This is a genomic window from Nocardia sp. NPDC019219, assembly GCF_040632645.1.
Taxonomy (GTDB): domain Bacteria; phylum Actinomycetota; class Actinomycetes; order Mycobacteriales; family Mycobacteriaceae; genus Nocardia; species Nocardia sputorum.
This window is the reverse complement of record NZ_JBEYCG010000001.1, coordinates 214,360-236,957: the sequence shown is the minus strand read 5'-3', so window position 1 is coordinate 236,957 and position 22,598 is coordinate 214,360. Positions and strand designations below refer to the sequence as shown.

Here is a 22,598-nt window from a genome sequence, read left to right as displayed (position 1 = left end):
CGTACCATGCGCCGTCGAGGCCGAAACGGCCGAGAAATCGCCCGAGTCTAGCGCGAAATCTGAAACGTCGGGTTATCAACTGTGGATTCGTCAAGGCAGACTGGAGCCCGATGACAGCGACCCTGCCCACCGCCGCCCCCGCGACCGAACGGGTGCGCCCGCGCGCCTTCGTGCCGGCCTTGGAAGGCATGCGCGGAATGGCGGCGCTCGGCGTGCTGCTGACCCACGTCGCGTTCCAGACGGGCGCCTCGGGCACGCCGGTCATCGGCCGGGTGTGGGGTCGGTTCGACATGGCGGTGGCCGTGTTCTTCGCACTGTCCGGGTTCCTGCTGTGGCGCCCGCACGCCGCGGCCGCGCGCGGGCTCGACACCGCCCCGCCGGTCGGCTACTACCTGCGTCATCGTGCCGCGCGCATCCTGCCCGCGTACTGGGTCGTGGTGTGCGCGGTCCTGGTGCTGCTGCCCGGCGCGTCCGGGACCGCGGGTCTGCGGGTGTGGGTTTCGAACCTGGCGCTGTGGCAGATATACGTACCCCTGACGCTCACCGACGGCCTCACCCAGATGTGGAGTCTCGCGGTGGAGGTCGCCTTCTATCTGGTGCTGCCCGTACTGGCCTTCGCGCTGGTGCGCCTGCGCGGACCCGCGGCGCGGTGGCGAGTGCCCGTGCTGCTCCTCGTCGCTCTGCTCAGTCTCGGCTGGAACCTGATTCCGGTGCCGACTCCCGACGCGATCCACGCCGACAACTGGCTGCCCGGCTACCTGCCCTGGTTCGCCGGGGGCATGATCCTCGCGGAGCTCGCCGAACATAGCGTACGGCTATCACGCTGGTGGAAAGTCGGCGCGAATCAGCCACTGATGTGGACGGTCGCGGGGGCTGCCTTCCTGCTCGCCGCGACCGATCTGGCCGGTCCCGCCGGGTTGACCCGAGCCGAACCCTGGCAGTACGTGGTGAAGATGGGCCTCGGCGCGATCATCGGATTCGCGTTGCTCGCGCCGCTGGTGCTGCGGGACCCGGCGGCGCGGGGCCACCGCTGGCTGGAGTCGCCGGTGGCCGCGACGCTCGGACGGTGGTCCTACGGGCTCTTCATCTGGCACCTCGCGGTGCTGTCGATCGTGTTCCCGGTCTTCGGCCTGCTGCCGTTCCAAGGGGACTTCGGCTACGTCCTGGTCCTCACGATCGCCATCACGCTGCCGGTCGCGGCGGCCAGTTACGCACTGGTGGAGGAGCCGGTGCGGCGCTGGGTGCGGCGCCGGGACCGGGTGCGGCGAAGCCCCGAACCCGAACCCGCGCCCTGATCGGCGGCCGCGAGCTCAGTCGTCGAGCTGCCGGTGGATGTCCAGCAGGTGGTGGCGCAGTTCGTGCAGGGTGTGCACCGCGAGCCAGCGCAGGGAACGATCCGCGGGCTCCGGGTAGGGGAAGCCGAGGGTCCGCTCCCAGTCGTCGTCGCCGAGGCGCTCGAGCACGTTGGCGAACATCAGAGCGGCGTCGCGGATCTGGCGTGCGACGTCCGCGGGATTCTGCTCGGCGTACCCGTCGTGCTCGACGCGCTCGTCCCGGCCCATCGGCGTGGCGGACGGGTTGTCCGAACGGCGCGCGGCCAGCACCCGCTCGCGTTGCGCCAGCAGCACATCGCGCACGTGGCAGGCGTACTCCAGCGGCGACCAGACATCGGGCTTGCCGCGCTCGCGTAACTTGGCGCTGTCGGCGCCGAGCAGGTCGGCGTATTCCACTGCGTGCTCCCGCGCCAGCGACGGCACGTCGGCCGCCGAAGCCAAGTCGTAGACGAAACCACATTCGGCACAGGTGTTCACGCGGGGTCACGTTAGCAACGAGTGCTCTTGCGGCGCACGGCGAATGCGCGTCCAGTCGAGCGGCGACGCCGCGTATCCGCGCGGGCCGGGGCGGGCGGCCGGTGCGCGGTCAGTGCTCGGGCGCGCCGGAATGGGAGTCGTCGGACCGGCTCGCTCGGGGCCGATCGGCGCGTTTCGACGACGGCAGCGCCGCGATGCCCACCGCGATGATCGCGAGCAGGGCGGGCAGCTGCACCAGCACCGATCCGCCCATATATCCGTCCGGTGAGCGCCAAGGGCCTTTGGACAGGGCCGCGGCGGAGAGGGTGGTGCCCACCCCAGCCACGACGACGAGCACACGCGCGGTGACATACGGCGTGAACCGGGTCGCGGCCAAGGCGATCACCGTGCCGGCGGCGCCCACCGGGCCGGCGATCAAGGTGGCCGCCCCGGTGAGTCCTACCGCGCCCATCCAGCGCCTGCCCCAGGTGCCGGGCACTGCCGCGCTCGATTCCAGCCGGTCGGCGGGCCCCTCCGGCTCCGCTCCGTCCGGCTCGGCCCGGGCGGCGTCCGGCCGCGTGCGACGGGGGACGGCCAGCACTATGAGCGGCAGGAGCAGCAGCAGGCCGCCGAAGATGGCGAGGCGGTACCACCGGTCGACCGGGAAGGCGATCGTCACCGGGCCGGTGGCATCGGCGGGCAGCAGCCAGCCTTGCTGCCAGCCGTCGACCACCACGGGGTCGAGAATCCGCCCGTCCGCGCTGGTCGCGCGCCACCCGACGTTGGTGCTCAACGGCAGCACGAGCAGCCGGGTGCCCGTGTCCGACCCCGTCGCGGCATCGGCTTCCGTCCCGCTTCGGTGCAAGCGCAGCCGATCGACGAAGAACAGGTCGGTCGGCCCGACCGCCACGTCGGCCCGGCCCTCCGGCAACGCGAGCTCGCCAGGCGCCCCGGTCGCGTCGTCGGCGCAGACCCGGGCGGGAACGGGTGCGCCGGAGCGCAATTCGCCGACGGTGGCGGTGACCGTGGTGCGCAGGGTCCGCCCGCCCGCGTCGATCGTCGGCCCCAGCTCGCACGGGACGGTGAGCTCGCGGTCCAGCGGAGCCGCCGCGGGATAGTCCGGCCCCAGCACCGTCACCTCCGCCAGGCCGGGCGGCTGGGTCTGCACGAAGCCGAGCGCGGTCTTGTCCAGCACCGGCCGCCACGTGCGCATGCTGAGTTCGATGCGGTCGGTCACGGTGGGGTGCAGGGAGATCCGTGTGGGCGTGCCCGGTCCGTCGTCGTCCAGCTCCCGCACCTGCGGACCGTCACCCAGGTTCACCGTCACCGAGGTGGGCGCCGCGGGCAGGCCGCCGAGGGATGGGGTCAACTCGAGGCCGGTCACCAGGGTGGGCTCGGGCAGCTCGAGGGTGAGCGTCGGCCTGCCGCCGGTCGGTTCGCGGACCGAGTTCTCCGGCGCGGTCCAGCTGGTGCGCGGATCGCCGTCGGTCGCGGCGAAAGCGGCCCCCCGCAAGTCGCCGACGTCGGCCTTGCCCCGCGCCACCGGCCGGGCGTGGTCGGTGAGCAGCGCCTCCAAGGCCGGGCCCTGCCTGGTGCGGACGGTCAGCTCCGGGGCGACCGACATCGGTTCCGGGACGGTCAGCGTGCGCTGATACGTACCGGGTTCCTCCGGCGCCAAGGCGAGACCTTTGCTGCAACGCACCCGGTCGGGCGCGTCGAAACAGGCGCTGCGGCCAGGGAATTCCTGACCGAGATCCCAGCCGCTCAGCTGCGCGCCCGCCGGAGCGGACGGCACCACGGTGCGGTGGCGGATGTCGACGCGGACCGGCGCGTTCCGTATCGAATAGTCGTCCAGCGCGAGTTCGCTGATACCGAATTGCCCTCCACCGGAACCGTTCTCGGTGCGAATGGCGGTGATGGTCAGCCATTCGGTGCGGCCGGCGGGAAGCGAGACCGAAACCGGCGCACCGGGTTCGGACACCCGGACCGAGACGGTGCCGTTCGCGGTGCGCACCTCGATCCATTTGACCGGGTCGCCGATGGCGGCCGAACTCGTGGTCAGGTTCAGCTGCCCGGCTTGGATCGGACGGTCGAGATCGAGCCGCAGCCACTGCCCGAGCGCGTGCTCGGTGCCGTTGCTGATCCACGCGGTGGCCGGATCGCCGTCCACGACGGCCGCGGTCGAACTGCCCGGCGCGGAGCCGCCGAGCTGGGTGGCGTCCGCGGCCGAACTCGACGCGGTGATCGTGGCGCCGGACCATTCGCCGCGCACCAACTCGGCGCCGGGCACCGGATAGTCGGGCACCAGGTTGAAGGTGCGGCGAGCGTCGTCGGGGGCACGCAGAGCCGAGTTGTGGTTGTCCACCCGGCCGAAATCGGCTTCGCGATCCATCGGCGTGTCCGTGACGGTCACCGGACCTAGCGGCAGCCCGGCCCTGGTCGCGTCGGCGGCGAGCAGCGCGGGCGTGCGGGCCGGGCCGGGATCGCGGCGCATCCGCTCCAATACCTCGGGTCCGCCCTGCACCACCGGGACTTCGCCGAGCGGGACGGTGTACGCGCCGGGGAACGCCTTCGGCGCGCCGGTGCCGCCGCGAACCTCGGCGGGCGTTCCCGGTCCCGGTGCGTCCACCCGGTAGATCTCGACCGCCCGATACGGCGGGCGCAGGTCACCGTCGGCGACCAGGCCGTCGGCGATCACCACCGATTCGATCGGGTTGCCGAACTCGGCCACCTTGCGCAGGCCGGGCGATCCGTCGAGCGCCTGGTGGGCCAGCATCGGCCGGGTCGAGCGCGAGGTCTCCGGATCGAGGTCGTTGCGCAGGACGACGACGCCGATGCCCTGCGCGCTCAGCGTCGCGGCCAGCCCCGCCGACGGTCTGCCGTCGGCGATGAGCCGCTGCACGGAGTCCATCGCGCGAATGGTGCCGGGCGGATTCAGCGGCACCGCGTCGCGGATCGCCCACGGCGTCTCGGCCAGCGCTTGCAGCGGTTCGTCGCGCGTGAGGCCCCAGACCTGGCTGCCGAAGGGCGCGCCCGGCACGACCAGGGCGCGGGTGTCGGCGGCATTGTCCTTCAGCCACTCCGCGGTCTGCTGCCAGTACTCGGGCACCCGGTCGTAGGCGCCACGCGGCGCGAGCTTGCCGGTCCAGGCCAGCGAGGTGGACAGGGCCAGCGCGGTCAGGATCAGCGCCGCGACGGCGACCGCGCGGTCGCGCTCCGGGTGCGCGAACGCGCCGCGCCAGACCTTCCACGGCACGGACGCGGGCAGCGGAACCCGCGCGAGCAGTTGCGCCAGCCCCAGCACGAGCGGGATGCGGATCAGCGGCTCCAGCTTGTGCACGTTGCGCAGAGGGGCGCCGTCGGAGTCCAGGAAGACGCGCACCGACTCCGCGAACGGTCCGCCCAGCTCACCGACGAACCCGGCGCAGATGCCGACCAGCCCGACGCACAGGATCAGCACGAGCCTGCCCCGGTACGGCATGGACCGCAGGGCCAGGCCCGCCATACCCGCCGCCGCCACCAGCCCGGTCGCGAGCACCGCGGCGGGCTGGGTCACCAGCACCGCGCCCGCGATGCGTTCCGGCGAGACGAACGGCGTCCAGCTGTCGGTGCCGCGCAGCACCTCGCCGAGCGAGGCCCACTGCGTGGTCACCCCCGACGACTCGATGTAGTCCAGGAACGGCGGGCTCACCTTGCCGAGCAGCAGCAGCGGCACCGCCCACCAGAACGTGGCCAGCACCAGCAGCGGAATCCAGGCCGCGGTGAAGCGCCACCACCTGCGGTCCGGCCGATAGGAGCCCCACCACAGCAGCGCGGGCAGGAATGCGGCCACCGTCGCGACCGCGTTGACCGAGCCCATCAGCGCGAGCGCCAGGGCACTGCCCGCGGGCGATGCGGCCCCGCCCCGTCGCCGGGCGTGCCCGGCGACGCCGAGCGCGGCGGGCGCGAGCAGCACCCACGGCGCCAGCATCATCGGCAGCGTCTCCGAGGAGATCGACCCGACGGTGGTCAGGACCCGCGGCGACAGGGCGAACGCGAGCGCGGCGACGACGCGCGACCCCCGCGTGCCGATGCCCAGCGCCTCGCACAGGCGAACGATTCCCCAGAATCCGGCGAGCAGCAGCAGTGCCCACCAGATCCGTTGCGTCATCCAGGCGGGCACGCCCAGCAGATGGCCGAGCGAGAAGAACGCGCCGTGTGGGAAGAAATAACCGTAGGCCTGGTTCTGCACCTGGCCCATCGGCGCCTGGCTGCTCCACAGATGGCTCGCGCGTTCGAGGAAGCCGAGCGGATTCTGCGCCAGGTCGTATTTCGTGTCGGCGACCGTGAGTCCGGGCGCCTGCACGAAGGTGAGCAGGAACGCCACGACGACGGTCGCGGCGAACCAACGTCTGCCCAGCGGTGCGGTGCTGTGCTGCCCCGGCGCCGCGGACGATCCGAGCGAGTCGGCGGGTGAAGCGGAGGTCAGCGGGTCAGCGGCTGCCGTACTCAACGTTGTTCAGCAGCGAGGAGTCCTTGTCGCCGCTGCGATCGATCTCCGGCCGCGAGTTCTGCTGGACCGCGAGGGTGATGAGGAAGACGCTGAGCACGCCCAGCACGGCGCCCGCGACAGCACTCGCAACACCCGGGACAGCAAACTTCATCGCGGCACTCCAATACGTCGATGCAGGCACGTTCCCGGCCAACCTAGCAGGACGTCCGGTATTTGTATGCGTTCAGGCCGCGGATTCTTCCCCGGATCGCCGCCGAGCACGCGGCGATGACCCGGAAACGGACGCGTCACTGGGTAGGGAGAGCGCAGTGCAGCGCGCCGAGCAGGGTGCGCAATTTCGCGGTGGTCTCGTCGAGTTCCGCCTGCGGGTCGGAGGCCGCGACGATGCCGCCGCCCGCGTACGCCCGCACCGTCCGGCCGTCGGGCGAGAGCTCCGCGCAGCGGATGGCGACCACCCAGGCGCCGTCGCCCTCCGCGTCACACCAGCCGACGGCGCCTCCGTAGAACCCGCGGTCGTCCTCGATCCGCGTGATGGTCTCCAAGGCCGGCTCGGTGGGTGTGCCGCAGACCGCGGGCGTGGGGTGCAGCAGGAGCGCCAGGTCGAGCGCGGTGATCGCGGGGTCGCGCAGGCGTCCGGTGATCGGCGTCGCCAGGTGCCACACCTCGTGGGTGCTGACCAGCTCCGGGCTCCGCGGGATCGACAGCTCGGCGCAGACCGGCCCGAGCCGCTCCCGGATCCAGTCGATGACGAACGCGTGCTCATCGCGGTTCTTGGTACTGGCCAGCAATTCCCGGGCCTGCGCGGCATCGGCCTCCGGGTCGGCCCGCCGCGGCGCGGTGCCCGCCAGCGGGCGCAGCGTCACCAGGTCGCCCTGCCGGGCGATCAGCACTTCGGGCGTCGCGCCCACCAGCGTCGCGCCGGGTCGCCCGGCCGCAGTGAGGTCGACCGCGAAGACGTTCGCGTGCGGATGCCTGGTCAGCAGGTGTCCGGCGACGACTTCCGGGTCGAGCGCGGCCTGCGCCTCGGCCAGCACCGACCGCGCCGCGACCACCTTGCGCAGGGGTTGCGCGGGATCGTTCAGCTGCTCGACCAGTTTCGTCACCCGCGCCACGTGCTCGGCGGGGCTGGGTATCTCGGTCACCACCCGCACCGCGGGCAGGTCGGGCAGTGCGGCGGGCCGCCATGGACCCGCGGTGTGCACCGCGCGCTCCGGCACGCTCAGCGCGGCGGGCTCGCGGGGATCGAACGGCAGCGCGCCGACCACCAGCGGCGCGCGACCCGCGCGCAACGCCGCCTGCGCCAGGCGCGCGTCATCGAAGCGGGCTCGGCTCCCATGACCCCGAACAACCCCGTCGGCCCGAGCAAGCAGGAACCCATCCATGACCCCAACCTAGCCCCGGTGCGACGCCCCGACGCGGTGGAGCGATCCACGTCTCACGGTGCGCGACTCAGGTTTCCTTGCCGGGCGGGACGAGCAGGACGGGACGGTGGCAATGCTTGAGGACGGCGTCGGCGACGCTGCTGTGCAGCAGCGCGCGGATGCCGGTCGCGCCCCGGGTGCCCGCCACGATGATGTCGACGTCCAGTTCGTCGGCGCAGTCCACGATGGCGTTCCAGATGGTGGTGGTGCATTCGGCGGTGCGCGCCTCGGCGTTCAGGCCCGCCAGCTCGGCCAGCCGCACGCCCTCGGCATTGGTGGCGCGCGCGTCGACGAAGGCGATGTCCTCGATCTCGTCGTCCGGCACCCATTCCGGTTGCATGACACCCGACAACCCGGACAGGCGAGCGGCCTGCCGCACCATGGGCTCCCAGGCGGTCAGCACGACGGCACGGTCGGCGCTGAGAAACCGGCCGGCGTAGATGATGGCGCGCTTGGCGTTCTCGGAGCCGTCGTAGGCGATGAGCATCAGATCGCAGGGCACGATGACCTCCTGAGAAGGACGCACGGCGATACCCCGAGATTACCCCGCGCAGGCCCGGGCGAACCGCCGTTTTCCTCGGTATGACCTGCGCAAACGTCAGCGCGGCCGACCCCTCCCTCCCGCGCCGTCGGCGGCGGCATACCGGCCGAACACGCCGGTACATCACACTGCCCGACGGCTTCAGGAGTGCGGGGCCGGATAGGTGAGCCGTCCGGGCTACGGCTCGACCGGCCGGACTTCGCTTGCCTTGCTGTAGTTTCCGTGCCGACCTTCGCCGATGACCCATGTCACCGGCATGCCCGGCGTGATCAGTTGTTCGTCGCCCTGGTATTGCCAGAGGGAGAACCACACGTCGCCGGAGCGGCTGGCGATGAGTCCGTCGTAGGTGTCGGGCAGCCACCACCGCACCACACCGTCGAGACTCGGATCAGGCTCCTTCGCCGTCTTGACCTGCCCGTACGGGATGACGCCGCCCTTCCCGTGCCACCCGTCGGGAGTGGGGAGCAAAGGCTGGTCCCCGCCTTTGGGGTCGGCGGGCCAGATCTTTCCACTGCGGGACAGGACGTCGTCGTGGACTTCCCGGGCCAGTCTGCACGCCACACCGCTGGGAGTGCGCTCGACGGGGGTGGTGCCAACCATGACGCTCAAGGTCGGGACGGTGAATTCGATCCGCCATCCCGGTGGGTCGGCCAACCGGCGAAGACGCTCGGGGATCGTTTCGTCGATGTGTACCTCGAAGCCGAGAGCCGACTCGATGTCGGCCGCCAGCAGGTCAGCACCTCGCCTCGAAATCTCCTGACTCATGTAGCTATCCTGCCGTGTAGGGGACAGTGCAACGGTTGATTGGCGTCACATACAGGTTTTTGCCAGCGGCGTGGGAAGCGATCACCTGGATTTCGTCCCCCGACTCGTACCGGTAATGCCCATCTAGATACCGGGGGATCGTCATGTGAAAGTTGTCGTCCTTGAACCTGTTATCCGTCTCGATAGCCCTGCCGTTGACCAATATCTGGTAGTCGTACCTGCCGGGTATATCGGCGATGTTGTTGAGGAACATGGCCCATGCGATGTTGCCGATGGGGTCCCCGTCCCTCGGCCTGGTGTCGACTTCGACTCTCCCCCATTGGGTGGTGACCCTGTAGTTGGTGCATGGCTGATACGAGGCTTGTGCGGAACCGGAGGCCAGCGCGCTCGTGATCACAGCGATCGTCAAGGTCGCTGTGAAGATGAGCGTTCGACCGACTCGGCTCGTCGGCGCAGCTGATGGATCGTTGCGGACCTTGATCGGATATCCCCCTCTTTCGTCGAAACACGAATCGACTTGCCCACCCGGGACCGGTTCTGTGTCACCCCGAGCACGAGACACCCCCCGGCCTGCGAAATAAAGGCAGTCGATTCATTGGACGCAGCCAGACCCGGATCGGTTCCGCCGCAACATGATTTATGTGTCATGCATCCCCGCGTAGACGGCTCCGCAATCGGCTCGCACACCACTGCCCGCCGGACGTGCTTCCTGGAAACGGCCCGCCCCGCGCGGCCCGGCCTGCGGCAACTCCGCGGCCTGGTACGACCGCCGGCGAAGGGCGCCGGCGCCCGCGTGACCGGTTGTCGCATGTCGATCAGTGCTATGTCCGCGCCCTGCGATCCGGGGCAACCAGCCGCGCCCGCACAATGGCAGATGGTGGGCCGCCATCTGTCATAAATCGTCAGCGCCCGATTTCTGGTCGTTGCTCCCGGGTCCCGGTACGGCCCGCGCGGGGCAACGATTCGATATCGGCGCGTGAGTTACCTGCTCGGTAGCGACGTAGCGAGTGCGGTCGCGCACGTCGCGACGAGTACGGTTGACCTCTATGCGGAAGACGCCCCTGCTCGTCCTCGCCGTTCTCGCCGCCGTCGCGACCGCCTGCTCGAACGGCGGCTCCACCGAATCGGCGTCGTCGAGCACCACCACGCGGGAAGCGACCACCGCCGTGATCCCCGCGACCAGCGCGGCGCCGCCGGACTGCAACGCGGGGTACCTCGGGCAGTTCACCACCCGCGAGAAGCTCGCGCAGTTGCTGACGGTCGGCGTCACCGGCGCCGACGACGCGACGAACGTCGTGCGAAACGAGCAGATCGGCGGCATCTTCGTGGGCGGATGGACCGACCAGGCGCTGCTCGCCTCCGGCCAGATCGCGCAGGTGAAGCAGGCGGCCAAGGTGCCGCTGATGGTGACCATCGATGAGGAGGGCGGCCGCGTCTCGCGGGTGCGCGACCTGATCGGCGCGGCGCCCTCGGCGCGGGAGACGGCGCAGACCATGACCCCCGAGCAGTTCTACGACGCGACGCTGACCAGGGGCCGCGCGCTGAAGGATCTCGGCGTGACGGTGGACTTCGCTCCCGACGTGGACGTCAGCTCCCAGCCGGACGACTCGGTCATCGGCGACCGCTCCTTCTCCGACGATCCGGACGTGGTCACCCGCTACGCGGACGCCTACATCCGCGCCATGCGCGAGGTCGGCGTCGGCACGGTGATGAAGCACTTCCCCGGGCACGGATCCGGTTCGGGCGACTCGCACACCGGAGCGGTGCGCACCCCGCCGCTGGATCAGATGCAGAACGTGGATCTGGTGCCGTTCCGCAACCTGATCGGCTCGGGCGCGGGCGTGATGGTGGGTCACCTGGACGTGCCCGGGCTGACCACTCCGGACGTTCCGGCCAGCATCAGCCCGGAAGCGATGCGGTTGCTGCGGGACGGCACCGGATACGGCGCCGCGCCGTTCTCCGGGGTGATCTTCACCGACGATCTCGGCGGCATGGCGGCGATCACCAGCCGGATGTCGATCGCGGACGCCGTCGAAGCCGCACTGGTCGCCGGCGCGGACAATGCCCTGTGGATCACCACCGACGCGGTTCCGCAGGTGCTCGACCGGCTGGAGCAGGCGGTGTCGGCTGGACGACTGCCGATGGCGCAGGTGGATGCGTCGGTGTTGCGGGTGGCGGCTTACAAGGGTGCGTTGCCGCGCTGCTGAGGCGCGCCGCACGGCGGAGTCGGGCGACTGGTGAGCAAATCGGACCGCCGGAACTTACCTTGGAGTAATATATGAGATTAACCTGTGGTAGGAGTGTGGATGGCGGGCGGTACGAAGCGGCTTCCGCGGGCGGTACGCGAGCAGCAGATGCTCGACGCCGCCGTGGAGGTCTTCTCGCGTAAAGGCTTCCACGACACGTCGATGGACGCGATCGCCGCCGAGGCGAAGATCTCGAAGCCGATGCTGTATCTGTACTACGGTTCCAAGGACGAACTGTTCCGCGCCTGCATCCAGCGGGAGGGGATGCGCTTCATCGAATCCGTCGCACCCGCGGGGAACCCCTTGCTCACGCCGCACGAGCAGGTACGCACCGCGCTGGAGGGCTTCCTCGGCTTCGTCGATCGCAACCGCCGCTCCTGGCAGGTGCTCTACCGGCAGGCCATCGGCCAGCAGGCATTCGCCTCGGAGATCGAGAACGCGCGCGAACGCGTCATCGAGCTGACCGCCAAACTCCTGGAGTCCAGCGCGAAGCACGCCGAGCCGGGCACCAACTTCGACGTCGTCGCGGTCGCCGTGATCGGCGCGGGCGAGGCCATCGCCGACCGGCTGGCCAGCGGGCGGATCGAGGTCGCCGAGGCCGTCGATCTGCTCGACGATCTGGCCTGGCGCGGTCTCGCCGGACGGAAGAAGACCGAGTAGCCCGCCTATTGCCCGAACCGGTTGCTTCCGCGCCGCCCTCCTGCCACAGTGCGTGAGTTCGCACAGCGCGGACCGGCTCCTTCGGCGAGCCGGAGAGAAACGGGGCGGAAGTGTTCGGGTTGCTCAGGCCGTGTGCGCACGGCGCTCAGAAGTATGGAATCGATGCGGCCGAATGGCGGGCGCATCTGTGCGGTTTGTGTCTCGGGCTGCGGGACGGGCACGGTCAGTTCGCCCGCGCCACCACCAACAAGGACGCGCTGGTGCTGAGCATGCTCACCGAGGCGCAGTCCGGTGCTGTGGCCCGCACCACCGCGGCGCCGTGCGCGCTGCGCGGCATGCGCCGCGCGTCGGTGGTCACCGCCGACTCGCCCGGTGTGCAACTCGCCACCACGGCATCGTTGCTATTGGCGGCGGCCAAGATTCGCGATCACGTGGACGACGGTGACGTCTCCGCGCTCGCGCGCGGGCCGCTGGCGAAAGCCGCGACGCGCTGGCACGGCGAGGCTCGCGCCGGCGCGGCGCGGATCGGCCTGGACGTCGAGCCGCTCGTCGCCGCGCTCGACGCGCAGGTCGGCTTGGAGCGGGAGGCGAAAGAGCTTGCCGCCGTGGGGGGCTCGGGTCCGGTCGCGAGATCGGTGCCGGAAGCCCTTGCCGCGTCACCGTATTGGCACGCGGCGATGGCGGAGTCGTCCGATCCGCTGGACCGCTTGACCGCGCCCACTCAGCTGTGCGCGTCGGCGTTCTTCGCCCACACCGCCGTGCTGGCCGACCGTCCGGACAATATCGAGGCGTTGCGTGCGGCGGGGTGGCAGTTCGGCCGGATCGCGCATCTGGCCGACGCGGTCGCCGACTACGACGACGACGCGGCCCACGATCGCTTCAACCCGCTCGCCGCCACGGGCACGACCGTTCCCGAGGCTTACGATCTGCTGCGGCAGTCGAATTCGCGCCTGCGCGCGGCCGTCGCGGCGGCCGAACTCAGCAGCGTGCCCACCGTGCGCTGGATGCTGCTCGACCCACTGACCGCGGTGCTGCGGCGGCTCGGCGGCGGGCTGGGAACGCTTGCCGCGCACACGTGCTCGGTGTCGTCCGAAGGGGCTTCCCGCGCCGGGGTCGCCGTCCACGCGCGCACCGGGCACCGCCCGCCGACCCGGCGGCCGGGAGTGGGCGAATCCCTCGCGCTCATCGTGGGCGGTTACTGCACCGGCTACGCGTGCTGCGCCGACCACACGCAACCGTGCACTGGCGAACGCAAGGACGCGTGGATCAAGAACTGCGACTGCAGCGACTGCGGCGAATGTGATTGCGGCTGCTGCAATTGCGGGGACTGCAACTGCTGCGACTGCGGGTGCGACTGCTGATTCGAAGACGCGCGGCGGCGAGCCGGCCGCGCGGATGTGTGACGGAGGCGGCCCCAGCCGATCCCGCCAAGCACGAAGCCGCACCCGATTCGCGAATCGGGTGCGGCTCCGGTTCCGCTCAGCGCAGGGTCGCCGTCAGATGCGGGTATCCCTTCTTCGGGTGGCGCAGCGCCAGATCCCACCCGCCTTCGGCCTGATCGGCATACAGGTTGACGGTGGAGGGCAGCAGGATCGGCTTTCCGAACTTGACCGAGTAGGTGGTCTGCTCCGGAATGCGGCCCTCGACCGCGCCGAGAACGGTCGCCGCCGACCACATGCCGTGGGCGATCGACCGTGGGAAGCCGAATGCCTTGGCGCCCAGCGCCGACGTATGGATCGGGTTGTGGTCGCCCGACGCGGCCGCGTACCGGGTGATCGTCTTCTGATCCACCCGCAGCGTGCGCAGCGGCGGCGGCGGAACCTCGTCCGGCTTCGGCTCCTGCTTCGGCCCGCCCGACAGCGAGGTGCGCTGCTGGTGCAGGAACGTGGTCACCTGGTGCCAGACCTGCTCCCGGCCCACCTTGATGTCGCTGATCGCGTCCACGAGCAGACCCTTGGGGTGCTCACGCAGATTCTCGATGTGCGTGCGAATGTCCAACGGCTCGCTCACCGAGATCTCCCGGCTGCGCTCGATGACGTTCTGCGCGTGCACCGCGCCCACCGCGACGAACGGGAAGTCCCGCGCCACCACCAGCTGCATGGCCAGTGGGAAGGTGAGGATGAACGGATAGGTCAGCGGGAGCGCGTCGCCGAACCGCAGACCGGTCGCGCGGCAGTAGGCGGCCAGATGTTCCGGATCGACCCGCAGCCCCTCGAGCTGCACCGCCCGGTCCGGCAGCGTCGGCTTGCGCGCCGACAGCAGCGGCACGGCGCCGAGCGCGGCCTTGACGAACAGGCGGCTGTTCTTCGGCGGTTCGGTGAGGCTGATCACCTGGGTCTTCTCCTTGCCTGCCGGAGCCTGGGTCATCATGCTCCGATCAGGCTCTGCCCGCAGACCCGCACGACGTTGCCGGTCACCGCGTTCGACGCCGGGCTCGCGAAGTAGGCGATGGTCTCGGCGACGTCCACGGTCTGGCCGCCCTGCAGCAGCGAACTCATCAGCCGCCCGGCCTCGCGGGTGGCCAACGGGATGGCGGCGGTCATGGCGGTCTCGATGAAACCGGGCGCGACGGCGTTGATGGTGATGTTCTTCTCCGCCAGCTTCGGCGCCTCGGCGTTCACCATGCCGATGACGCCCGCCTTGGAAGCGCCGTAGTTGGTCTGCCCGCGGTTGCCCGCGATGCCCGCGATCGAGGACACGTCGATCACGCGGCCGCCCTCCTTCAGCGCGCCCCTGGCCACCAGGCCCTCGGTGATCCGGTGCGGCGCGGCGAGATTCACGTTGATGACCGCGTTCCACCGGCCCTCGTCCATGTTCGCCAGCAGCTTGTCGCGGGTGATGCCCGCGTTGTGCACGATGATGTCGATGCCGCCGAAACGCTCGGTGGCGAACTCGGCCAGCTTCTCCGCCGCGTCGGGCGCGGTCACGTCGAGCGCGAGCGCGGTGCCGCCCACCTTGTTCGCGGTCTGCGACAGCGCCTCGCCCGCGGCCGGGATGTCGGCGACGATCACCTGGGCGCCGTCCCGGGCGAACACCTCGGCGATGGTCGCGCCGATGCCGCGCGCCGCGCCGGTCACCACCGCGACCTTGCCGTCGAGCGGGCGGTCCCAGTCGGCGGGGGCGCTCGCGTCGTCCTTGCCGACCCGGATGACCTGGCCGTCGACGAACGCTGACTTGGCCGAGAGCAGGAAGCGCAGGGTCGACTCCAGGCCGGTCGCCGTGGCGGACGCCTCCGGGTGCAGGTAGACCAGCTGAGCGGTGGAGCCCCGCAGCAGTTCCTTTGCCACCGAGCGGGTGAAGCCCTCGAGCGCGCGCTGCGCGATCTGCTCGTCCACGCCGGAAGCCAGCTCCGGGGTGGTGCCGATGACCACGATCCGGCCGGACGGGGTGAGGCTGCGCAGGGCGGGCTGGAAGAACTCGAACAGCTGGGAGAGGTCTTCGATGGTGCCGATGCCGGTGGCGTCGAACACCAGGGCGCCGTACTTGGTGCCCTGGCTCAGCGCGTCGGCGAAGGTGTAGTCCGACAGCAGGGCGCGCACCGGCTCGGCGACCCGGCCCTTGCCGCCGATCAGCACCGGCCCGGACAGCGGCGGCTCGCCCTTGACGTAGCGGCGCAGCGTCTCCGGCTTCGGAAGGCCGAGCTTGCCGGCCAGGAACGCGCCAGGCGCGGAGTGTACGAACGATCCATAGAGGTTGGGAGCACCCTTGCTCTTGCTGGCTGCCACTATTCCTACCTTTTCTGAGTTCTGTCTCTCGGGTCTGGGGTATCGCCCCGGCGTGGTCTGCTCGCGCACTTTTGCGGGGGTACGTGTCGACATTAAACTTACTCCAGAGTAAGTTTAATGTAAACAACCGCGACGGGGCGCCGAGCAGCGCGGAATGTCCGCGCTCGACCGGGCCGCCGGGACACCCATCCACGAGACCTTGGAGACTCGAGTGACTAGCAAAGCCCGTTCGGCGAAGAACACCGCCAAGACCGGTAAGACCACCCGTCCGGTCGCGATCGTGGGCGGCAACCGGATTCCGTTCGCTCGCTCCGACAAGGCGTACGCGCACGCCTCCAACCAGGACATGTTCACCGCCGCGCTGGACGGGCTGGTCAGCCGTTTCGGCCTGCAGGGCGAGCGGCTCGGCATGGTCGCGGGCGGCGCGGTGCTCAAGCGGGTCGGCGAGCACGGCCTGATCCGGGAGAGCGTCCTCGGCAGCAAGCTCAGCCCCTACACCCCGGCGCACGACCTGCAGCTGGCCTGCGGCACCGGCCTGCAGGCGATCGTCACCGTCGGCGACGCGATCGCGGCGGGCCGGATCGAAGCGGGCGTGGGCGGCGGCACCGACACCACCTCCGACGCCCCGATCGGCGTGAGCGAGGGCATGCGCGAGTGGATGCTCGACGCCAACCGCGCCAAGACGAACAAGGACCGTCTCAAGCTGGTCGGCCAGCTGCGCCCGAGCATGCTCGGCATCGAGATCCCGCGCAACGCCGAGCCGCGCACCGGCTTGTCCATGGGCGAGCACGCCGCCATCACCGCCAAGGAATTCGGCATCCCGCGCGAAGCCCAGGACGAGCTGGCCTACCTGTCGCACAAGAACATGGCGGCCGCCTACGACCGCGGCTTCTTCGACGACCTGATCACGCCGTTCCTCGGCCTGACCCGCGACGACAACCTGCGGCCGAACTCCTCGATCGAGAAGCTGGCGACGCTGAAGCCGGTCTTCGGGGTCAAGGCGGGCGACGCGACCATGACCGCGGGCAACTCCACCCCGCTGACCGACGGCGCCTCCGCGGTGCTGCTGTCCAGCGAGGAGTGGGCGGCCGAGCGCAACCTGCCGGTGCTGGCCCACCTGGTCGACAGTGAGGTCGCGGCGGTCGACTACATCCACGGCCCCGACGGTCTGCTGATGGCGCCGACCTACGCGGTGCCGCGCCTGCTCGCCCGCAACGGCCTGACCTTGCAGGACTTCGACTACTACGAGATCCACGAGGCCTTCGCCTCGGTGGTGCTGGCCACCCTGGCCGCCTGGGAGTCCGACGCCTACTGCAAGGAGCGCCTGGGTCTCGACGGCGCGCTCGGCTCGATCGATCGCAGCAAGCTGAACGTCAACGGCTCGTCGCTGGCCGCGGGTCACCCGTTCGCCGCCACCGGCGGCCGCATCGTGGCCTCCACCGCGAAGCTGCTGGCGGAGAAGGGCTCCGGCCGCGCGCTGATCTCCATCTGCGCCGCGGGCGGCCAGGGCGTGGTCGCCATCCTCGAGCGCTGAGTCGCGCACGAGGGCGGTCCGGTCGGAATTCCGGCCGGACCACCCTTGTGTTTCCGCCGCCTATTTGCCGGGGAGCTCGATGTGCCCGCCGAAGGCTTTGCGCATCGCCGAGAGCACTTTGTCCGCGTACAGCGCTTCGCCCCGCGAGGAGAAGCGCGCGAACAAGGCGGACGACAACACGGGCACGGGCACACCGGTGTCGATGGCCGCGTCGATCGTCCAGCGGCCCTCGCCCGAGTCGGACACCCGGCCGCTGTAGGAATCCAGGTTCGGATCCGCGTGCAGGGCGGCCGCCGTCAGGTCGAGCAGCCAGGACGCGACCACCGACCCTCGACGCCATACTTCGGTGATCTCGGGCACATCCAGGTCGTACTGGTAGTACTCGGGATGCTCCAGCGGCGTCTCCTCCGCGGAGAATTCGCCGGTGTGCTCGGCCCCATAGTTGGCCCGCCGCAAGATGTTCAACCCTTCGGCGTAGGCGGCCATCGCCCCGTACTCGATGCCGTTGTGCACCATCTTCACGAAGTGGCCCGCCCCCACCGGCCCGCAGTGCAGATAACCCAGCTCGGCCGTGGACGGCTCGCCGGTGCGTCCCGGTGTCCGTTCCGCCGACTCGAGGCCCGGCGCGATGGATTTCAGCAGCGGGTCCAGGTGCTTCACCGGCTCGGACTCGCCGCCGATCATCAGGCAGAAACCGCGAGTCAGGCCGAACACCCCGCCCGAGGTGCCGATGTCGACGTAATGAATGCCCGCGGGCTTCAACCGTTCGGCGCGCGCGAGGTCCTCGTGGTAGCGGCTGTTGCCGCCGTCGATGACGATGTCGCCCGGTTCGAGCAGCTCGGCGACCTGGTCGATCACCGCCCCGGTCGCGCCGGCCGGGATCATCACCCACACCACGCGCGGCGTCTCGAGCATGCCGACGAATTCGGTGAGGTCGGTGCTCCCGCGGAAGCGGTCCCCGAGCTCCGCGCGCAATTCGTCGATGTGCGCGGAGTGACGCTCGTATCCGACGGCGGTGTGTCCGTCCCCGACGACGCGACGCACGATGTTCGCGCCCATCCGGCCGAGGCCGATCATTCCCAGCTGCATGCCATCCATCTCCCTCGTGTATGCGAAGTCTTGCGGCGGGGTCGTCTCGATTCTCCCGCGTGGGATCGGTCACGGTTCGGCGCGCGGATGTAACGCCGCTCGCGGAGACCCGATAAACAGGTCGGCTCCGCGCAGTTGCCAGACCCCCGACCCGGCAACTGCGCGGGCCTCTTTGTGTGGTGTACCCGGTTCCCCGCTCGGAATGTGCGTTATGCCCGAGCTGTGCCGATCGCTGTCGGCGGGGACCACTATGTTGGTGGGGACTCGCATCGGCGCGGGTCCACAATTCAATCGAACGGGGAGGACGGTTCGTGACGAGCCAGCCGAGCACCGGAGGACGCGGCCCACAGCCAGGGGGCGAAGTCGGATGGCGCCAGCTCCTCGGGGCCGAGCGCCCCCAAGGATCGGACCGGTCGGTCGCCTGGAGCGGCGACGAACAGCTCACTCAACCTCTGCAAACTACCCGGCGACGGCCCGCGCCGCCCGCACCCCGCCGTGCGCCCGCGCGTCGCCCGGTCTCCACTCCGCCGCCGAAGCGCTTGGACAGCGCGACCGTGCGCCGGGCGGGTATCGCGGTCGGCGCCGTGCTCGCGGTCGCGGGTCTCGGCTACGTGGTGGACTTGGTGATGTCCTCGGGCGAGGTGCCGCGCGGCACTGTCGTGGCGGGCGTCGAGGTGGGCGGCATGGACACCTCCGCCGCCGATGCGCGGCTGCGTGCCGAACTCGAGCCGAGGGCGGGGCGGGAGCTGCCGCTGCGCATCGGCGACGTGCAGACCCGCATCGTGCCGAGCGCTGCCGGACTGGGCGTGGACTGGGACGCCACCTGGTCGCGGATCGGCTCCCAGCCGCTGAATCCGTTCACCCGGCTCGCTTCCTTCGTCACCACCCGCGACGTGTCGATCGTCAGCGCGATCGACGAACCGGCGCTGGATCGTCAGCTCACCGAGTTGCGGGTGCACGACCGGGCTTCGGTCGACGGCACCGTCACCTTCGACAAGGCCAGACCTGTTGCCGTACCTCCCGTTCCGGGGCGGGTCCTCGACGTCGCCGCCGCGCGTACGGAATTGGCCGACCGGTGGGTCACCGGGACCACGGTGGACCTGCCCGTCGTCCCCGCGCCGTTGCAGGTGCGCCCGGAGGCCGTGGACAAAGCCCTGCGCGAGGTCGCCGAGCCCGCCGTGCGCGCGCCGATCTCGTTCGCGGGCAAGGGCGGCTCGGGCAAACTCGATCCCGAGCAGATCGCGTCCGTCCTCGCCTTCGGCCCGGACGGGCAGGGCGGTCTGGCCGTGTCGGTGAATCAGGACGCCGCGATCGGTCTGCTCGCGCCGCAGCTGGCCGGCACGGAGGTCGAGCCGAAGGACGCGACGTTCGCGGTGTCGGGCGGCAAGCCGTCGGTCGTGCCCGCCGTGGTCGGCGACAAGATCAACTGGCCGAAGACCTTCGAACAGTTCACCGGGCTGCTGGTCGCGCCGGGCGAGCGGACCGCCCAGGTGGTCTACGAGCGGATCGAACCGAAACTGACCACCGAGGCCGCGCAGGGGCTCGGCGTGATCGAGCCCGTCGGCTCGTTCACCACCGGCGGTTTCAGCGGTCCCTCCGGGGTCAACATCCGCACGGTGGCCAAGAAGGTCGACGGCGCGATCGTGAAGCCGGGAGAAACGTTCTCGCTCAACGAGTTCACCGGTCCCCGGGGCACCGCCGAGGGCTACGTCGAATCCGGCATCATCGACCACGGCCGCCCGAGCACGGCGGTCGGCGGCGGCATCAGCCAGTTCGCCACCACCCTCTACAACGCGGCCTATTTCGCCGGCCTCGAGGACGCGGGCCACACCGAGCACAGCTACTACATCTCCCGCTATCCCGCCGCCCGCGAAGCCACCGTGTTCGACGGCGCGATCGACCTGAAGTTCCGCAACAACACCCCCACCGGCATCTACATCGAAACCGTCGCGACCAGCACGGATATCACCGTCCGACTGTGGGGCACCAAGACGGTCGACGTCGAATCCATCACCGGCGAGAAGACCAAACCGACCGAGCCCAACACCATCACCCTGCCCAAGGGCAAGGACTGCATCGCTTCCGAGGGCGCCCCGGGCTTCACCATCTCCGACACCCGCGTCATCACCGACCGCAAAACGGGCCGCGAAGTCTCCCGCAAGACCCGCACGGTGAAGTACGACCCGATCCCGGTCGTGAAGTGCGAGTGAGGACGTAACCTCCGTGAGCGAGAGTCCGCCCTGTCACACGCCGGACGGGCGGACTCTCGCAATTCTCACAGCGGTGTCTTCATCAGCAGCACGTTGTACTGGGTGTGCTGCGTGACCAGGAAATACAGATCGCGGCCGGTCTGGTAGGGGTAGATCATGGGCGCGTACGCGGTGGGGAGGGCGCGGGCGTCGATCAGGACGCGGGGTTCGCTCCACGGCCCTTCCGGCGCGGGGGCGGTGCGCAGGACGACGCTGTTGGCCGGATCCGTGGTCAGCATGACGTACTGGCCGAGGTAGTCGTTCCACATCACCGAGAGCTCGGCGACGCCGCCGACGATCGGTGCCGCGGTCTTGGCGTCGGTGGGCTTCCACTCCTTGCCGTCCCAGTATTCGTAGGCGTCGATATTCGCGATATCGGATTCCTTAGCCCGAGAGACGAAGCCGGGGTTGTTGCGGCCCGCGGGGGTGCCGTAGCGGTAGACGTAGCCGCCCGCTTTCAGGAAGGCGTTCTGCTGGAAGTTCTCGTGGCCGTCGACGTTGGCCCGGCGGGTGTGGGTGAGTTGCGTCCAGGTGGTGCCGCCGTCACCGGAGGCGGCCAGGGTGGCGAAGTTGGTGTTCCACTTCCCGTGGTCGCCCCATTCGCGGACCGACATCAGGCTCATGTACTGCACACCGCCCACCGCGATGCCCGCGGTGGGGATCAGGCTGATCTCGATGCCCGGGATCTTGGGACTCGGCAGCGGGTTCGGGACCACGTCGTCGAAGAGGATGCCCTTGGCCGGGTCGTGCGAAGAACTGCGGAACAACACGTTGCTGGTCCAAGCCCAGATGCTGCCCGCGAGAAGATTGGGGACGCCCAGACCCGCGCTGTCGCCGAAGGCGGTGATCATCCGGCCGTTGCCGTCGTCCCACATGATGCCGAGGTCGGTGCCGAGCACGTTGACGCTCTGCGTGCGATTCGGGCTGTCCATGCCGGTCACCTGGAACACCGCTTCGGTCGGTCCGGGCAGTTGGGGCAGGCCGTGAATGCCGTTGAGGGCCGGGATCGGGATGACGTTGTTCGGGTCGGCTCCGGCGGGCGCGGCCGCGGCCACCGCGAGGACCGCGGCGAGCGCGCCGGTTCGGGCGAGGGCGGACAGCGATCGGCTCATGCTGGGTCATTCTGCCCGCTCGCCGTCGCGCTGTCGCCTACATCCGCGCCCGAGCCTCGGGCGTTCGGCCGATCGTCACCAGCCGGAAAAGCCACCACGGGCGTTCCGGGAGTTCGGGGCTGTAGACCCGCATGCTCATCGTGCGGACCCGGCCCGTGGCGAGCTCGCGCACCCGCAATCGGCGGCGCGGGATGTCCGCGGCGCTGACTTCGGTGGTCCACATGCGGTCCCAATCGGGGGAGCGGCGGCAACGTTCGGCGATCTGCTCGACGCGCTCGCGCGGCGCGAGGGGGGACAGGAAGCGGAAGGCGTCGACGAGCAGGTGCGCCTCCACGGCCCAGTCCACCATCACCCGCCGGGCCGCCGCGTCGAGGAACATCCACTCCAGCACGTTCCCTCGGGCGACCGCACCCGGGAACACGCGCTGATAGGCGGAATTGGCCTCCACCAGATCCTGCGTGGGCATCCGCTGATAGCAGGCCGGGTCGGGAAGGCTGTGCAGGTCGGCCTGGTCGTCCGGAGTCGGCACGTCGGGGCCGGGTCCGTAGGCCGCCGCGAAGAAGCTCGGCTGGGTCAGCGCGACGATGTGCTTGCGGTACCAGATCGGCACCTCGAGCGCGTCGAACAGACGCTGCAGCAGTGGGTGATTCGGCGCTACCGCCCCGGTTTCGATCTGGTCCAGCCCGGCCTCGGTGAGCCCCGCGCGCGCCGCGAGATGGGCGGCGGTCAGCCCCGCGGCGAGGCGTCGTTCGCGCAGATAAGCGCCGATGCCAGTTGCGATGCGCGTCACCTCGGGCACCTCTGCCGACATGTCAAGTGTCGAGCTGTGTGAAGCGGGAGGTTCCTGTTGCCCCCCGGGAGCACGCAATCTACCGGAGAGAATCGGCGCCGAGCGGTGATCGAACGTCACGAAACGACAAATCTAGACGACGACGGCCCGGAGAAGATCTCCGGGCCGTCGTGCCGTATGCGGC

The 22,598-nt window shown here is 70.2% G+C and carries 18 protein-coding genes; 6 read left to right on the top strand and 12 right to left on the bottom strand.

Features of this window, described 5'->3' with window-relative positions:
• Positions 1-110 precede the first annotated feature (110 nt).
• Positions 111-1,295: an acyltransferase gene (locus ABZ552_RS01110; protein WP_357435124.1), complete on the top strand. Its 1,185-nt coding sequence runs from the start codon at positions 111-113 to the stop codon at positions 1,293-1,295.
• A 15-nt stretch (positions 1,296-1,310) separates the two neighbouring features.
• Here the strand turns inward: ABZ552_RS01110 and ABZ552_RS01105 are convergent, their stop codons facing one another.
• The 7 genes from ABZ552_RS01105 to ABZ552_RS01075 form a co-directional block, all read right to left on the bottom strand.
• On the bottom strand, positions 1,311-1,748 hold the full coding sequence (locus ABZ552_RS01105; protein ID WP_281881199.1) for a DinB family protein: 438 nt from the start codon (positions 1,746-1,748) through the stop codon (positions 1,311-1,313).
• A gap of 172 nt (positions 1,749-1,920) precedes the next feature.
• Entirely contained in the window at positions 1,921-6,189 is a 4,269-nt protein-coding gene (locus ABZ552_RS01100; protein WP_357435525.1) for an alpha-(1->3)-arabinofuranosyltransferase, read from the bottom strand.
• Between the two features lie 73 nt (positions 6,190-6,262).
• Positions 6,263-6,433 (bottom strand): DUF2613 domain-containing protein, encoded by a 171-nt coding sequence (locus tag ABZ552_RS01095; protein ID WP_083864100.1) that lies wholly within the window; start codon positions 6,431-6,433, stop codon positions 6,263-6,265.
• A gap of 136 nt (positions 6,434-6,569) precedes the next feature.
• Positions 6,570-7,664, bottom strand: coding sequence for an isochorismate synthase (locus ABZ552_RS01090; protein WP_281876237.1), 1,095 nt, complete (start codon positions 7,662-7,664; stop codon positions 6,570-6,572).
• Positions 7,665-7,731: 67 nt separating this feature from the next.
• A complete protein-coding gene (locus ABZ552_RS01085) occupies positions 7,732-8,205 on the bottom strand; it encodes a universal stress protein (RefSeq protein ID WP_281876235.1) in 474 nt (157 codons plus the stop codon).
• Positions 8,206-8,421: 216 nt separating this feature from the next.
• Positions 8,422-9,009 (bottom strand): hypothetical protein, encoded by a 588-nt coding sequence (locus ABZ552_RS01080; protein ID WP_281876233.1) that lies wholly within the window; start codon positions 9,007-9,009, stop codon positions 8,422-8,424.
• Between the two features lie 4 nt (positions 9,010-9,013).
• Positions 9,014-9,418, bottom strand: a complete 405-nt coding sequence (locus ABZ552_RS01075; protein WP_281876231.1) for a hypothetical protein — start codon at positions 9,416-9,418, stop codon at positions 9,014-9,016.
• Between the two features lie 637 nt (positions 9,419-10,055).
• Here ABZ552_RS01075 and ABZ552_RS01070 point away from each other — a divergent pair.
• The 3 genes from ABZ552_RS01070 to ABZ552_RS01060 all read left to right on the top strand — a co-directional run bounded on the left by ABZ552_RS01070 (position 10,056) and on the right by ABZ552_RS01060 (position 13,276).
• Entirely contained in the window at positions 10,056-11,216 is a 1,161-nt protein-coding gene (locus tag ABZ552_RS01070) for a glycoside hydrolase family 3 N-terminal domain-containing protein (protein WP_281876230.1), read from the top strand.
• 99 nt (positions 11,217-11,315) lie between these two features.
• Positions 11,316-11,915 (top strand): TetR/AcrR family transcriptional regulator, encoded by a 600-nt coding sequence (locus ABZ552_RS01065; RefSeq protein WP_039802917.1) that lies wholly within the window; start codon positions 11,316-11,318, stop codon positions 11,913-11,915.
• 110 nt (positions 11,916-12,025) lie between these two features.
• Positions 12,026-13,276, top strand: a complete 1,251-nt coding sequence (locus ABZ552_RS01060; RefSeq protein ID WP_357435120.1) for a DUF5685 family protein — start codon at positions 12,026-12,028, stop codon at positions 13,274-13,276.
• Between the two features lie 118 nt (positions 13,277-13,394).
• Here the strand turns inward: ABZ552_RS01060 and ABZ552_RS01055 are convergent, their stop codons facing one another.
• Together ABZ552_RS01055 and ABZ552_RS01050 are read right to left on the bottom strand one after the other, a co-directional pair.
• Positions 13,395-14,285 (bottom strand): MaoC/PaaZ C-terminal domain-containing protein, encoded by an 891-nt coding sequence (locus ABZ552_RS01055; protein ID WP_281916335.1) that lies wholly within the window; start codon positions 14,283-14,285, stop codon positions 13,395-13,397.
• A complete protein-coding gene (locus ABZ552_RS01050) occupies positions 14,282-15,640 on the bottom strand; it encodes a 3-oxoacyl-ACP reductase (protein ID WP_159846233.1) in 1,359 nt (452 codons plus the stop codon). Before ABZ552_RS01050 ends, ABZ552_RS01055 begins: the two co-directional genes overlap by 4 nt.
• A gap of 211 nt (positions 15,641-15,851) precedes the next feature.
• Between ABZ552_RS01050 and ABZ552_RS01045 the strand changes: the two genes are divergently transcribed.
• A complete protein-coding gene (locus ABZ552_RS01045) occupies positions 15,852-17,174 on the top strand; it encodes an acetyl-CoA C-acetyltransferase (RefSeq protein WP_281876226.1) in 1,323 nt (440 codons plus the stop codon).
• A gap of 60 nt (positions 17,175-17,234) precedes the next feature.
• On the opposite strand, the gene gnd is transcribed toward ABZ552_RS01045, so the two are convergent.
• Entirely contained in the window at positions 17,235-18,263 is a 1,029-nt protein-coding gene (gene gnd / locus ABZ552_RS01040; protein WP_281881197.1) for a phosphogluconate dehydrogenase (NAD(+)-dependent, decarboxylating), read from the bottom strand.
• Positions 18,264-18,802: 539 nt separating this feature from the next.
• On the opposite strand from gnd, the gene ABZ552_RS01035 reads away from it, so the two are divergent.
• Positions 18,803-20,473: a VanW family protein gene (locus ABZ552_RS01035; protein WP_357435117.1), complete on the top strand. Its 1,671-nt coding sequence runs from the start codon at positions 18,803-18,805 to the stop codon at positions 20,471-20,473.
• 65 nt (positions 20,474-20,538) lie between these two features.
• On the opposite strand, the gene ABZ552_RS01030 is transcribed toward ABZ552_RS01035, so the two are convergent.
• Complete coding sequence (locus ABZ552_RS01030; RefSeq protein ID WP_357435115.1) at positions 20,539-21,624, bottom strand: DUF4185 domain-containing protein; 1,086 nt, start codon at positions 21,622-21,624, stop codon at positions 20,539-20,541.
• Between the two features lie 37 nt (positions 21,625-21,661).
• The gene (locus tag ABZ552_RS01025) at positions 21,662-22,414 is read right to left on the bottom strand and encodes a helix-turn-helix domain-containing protein (RefSeq protein WP_281876223.1); all 753 of its coding nucleotides are present in this window, start codon (positions 22,412-22,414) and stop codon (positions 21,662-21,664) included.
• Between the last annotated feature and the right edge of the window lie 184 nt (positions 22,415-22,598).

Coding starts and splice junctions, on each gene's coding strand:
- ABZ552_RS01110 (WP_357435124.1), top strand. CDS start 111: ATGACAGCGACCCTGCCCACCGCCGCCCCCGCGACCGAACGGGTGCGC.
- ABZ552_RS01095 (WP_083864100.1), bottom strand. CDS start 6,433: ATGAAGTTTGCTGTCCCGGGTGTTGCGAGTGCTGTCGCGGGCGCCGTG.
- ABZ552_RS01090 (WP_281876237.1), bottom strand. CDS start 7,664: ATGGATGGGTTCCTGCTTGCTCGGGCCGACGGGGTTGTTCGGGGTCAT.
- ABZ552_RS01080 (WP_281876233.1), bottom strand. CDS start 9,009: ATGAGTCAGGAGATTTCGAGGCGAGGTGCTGACCTGCTGGCGGCCGAC.
- ABZ552_RS01070 (WP_281876230.1), top strand. CDS start 10,056: ATGCGGAAGACGCCCCTGCTCGTCCTCGCCGTTCTCGCCGCCGTCGCG.
- ABZ552_RS01065 (WP_039802917.1), top strand. CDS start 11,316: ATGGCGGGCGGTACGAAGCGGCTTCCGCGGGCGGTACGCGAGCAGCAG.
- ABZ552_RS01055 (WP_281916335.1), bottom strand. CDS start 14,285: ATGATGACCCAGGCTCCGGCAGGCAAGGAGAAGACCCAGGTGATCAGC.
- gnd (WP_281881197.1), bottom strand. CDS start 18,263: ATGCAGCTGGGAATGATCGGCCTCGGCCGGATGGGCGCGAACATCGTG.
- ABZ552_RS01030 (WP_357435115.1), bottom strand. CDS start 21,624: ATGAGCCGATCGCTGTCCGCCCTCGCCCGAACCGGCGCGCTCGCCGCG.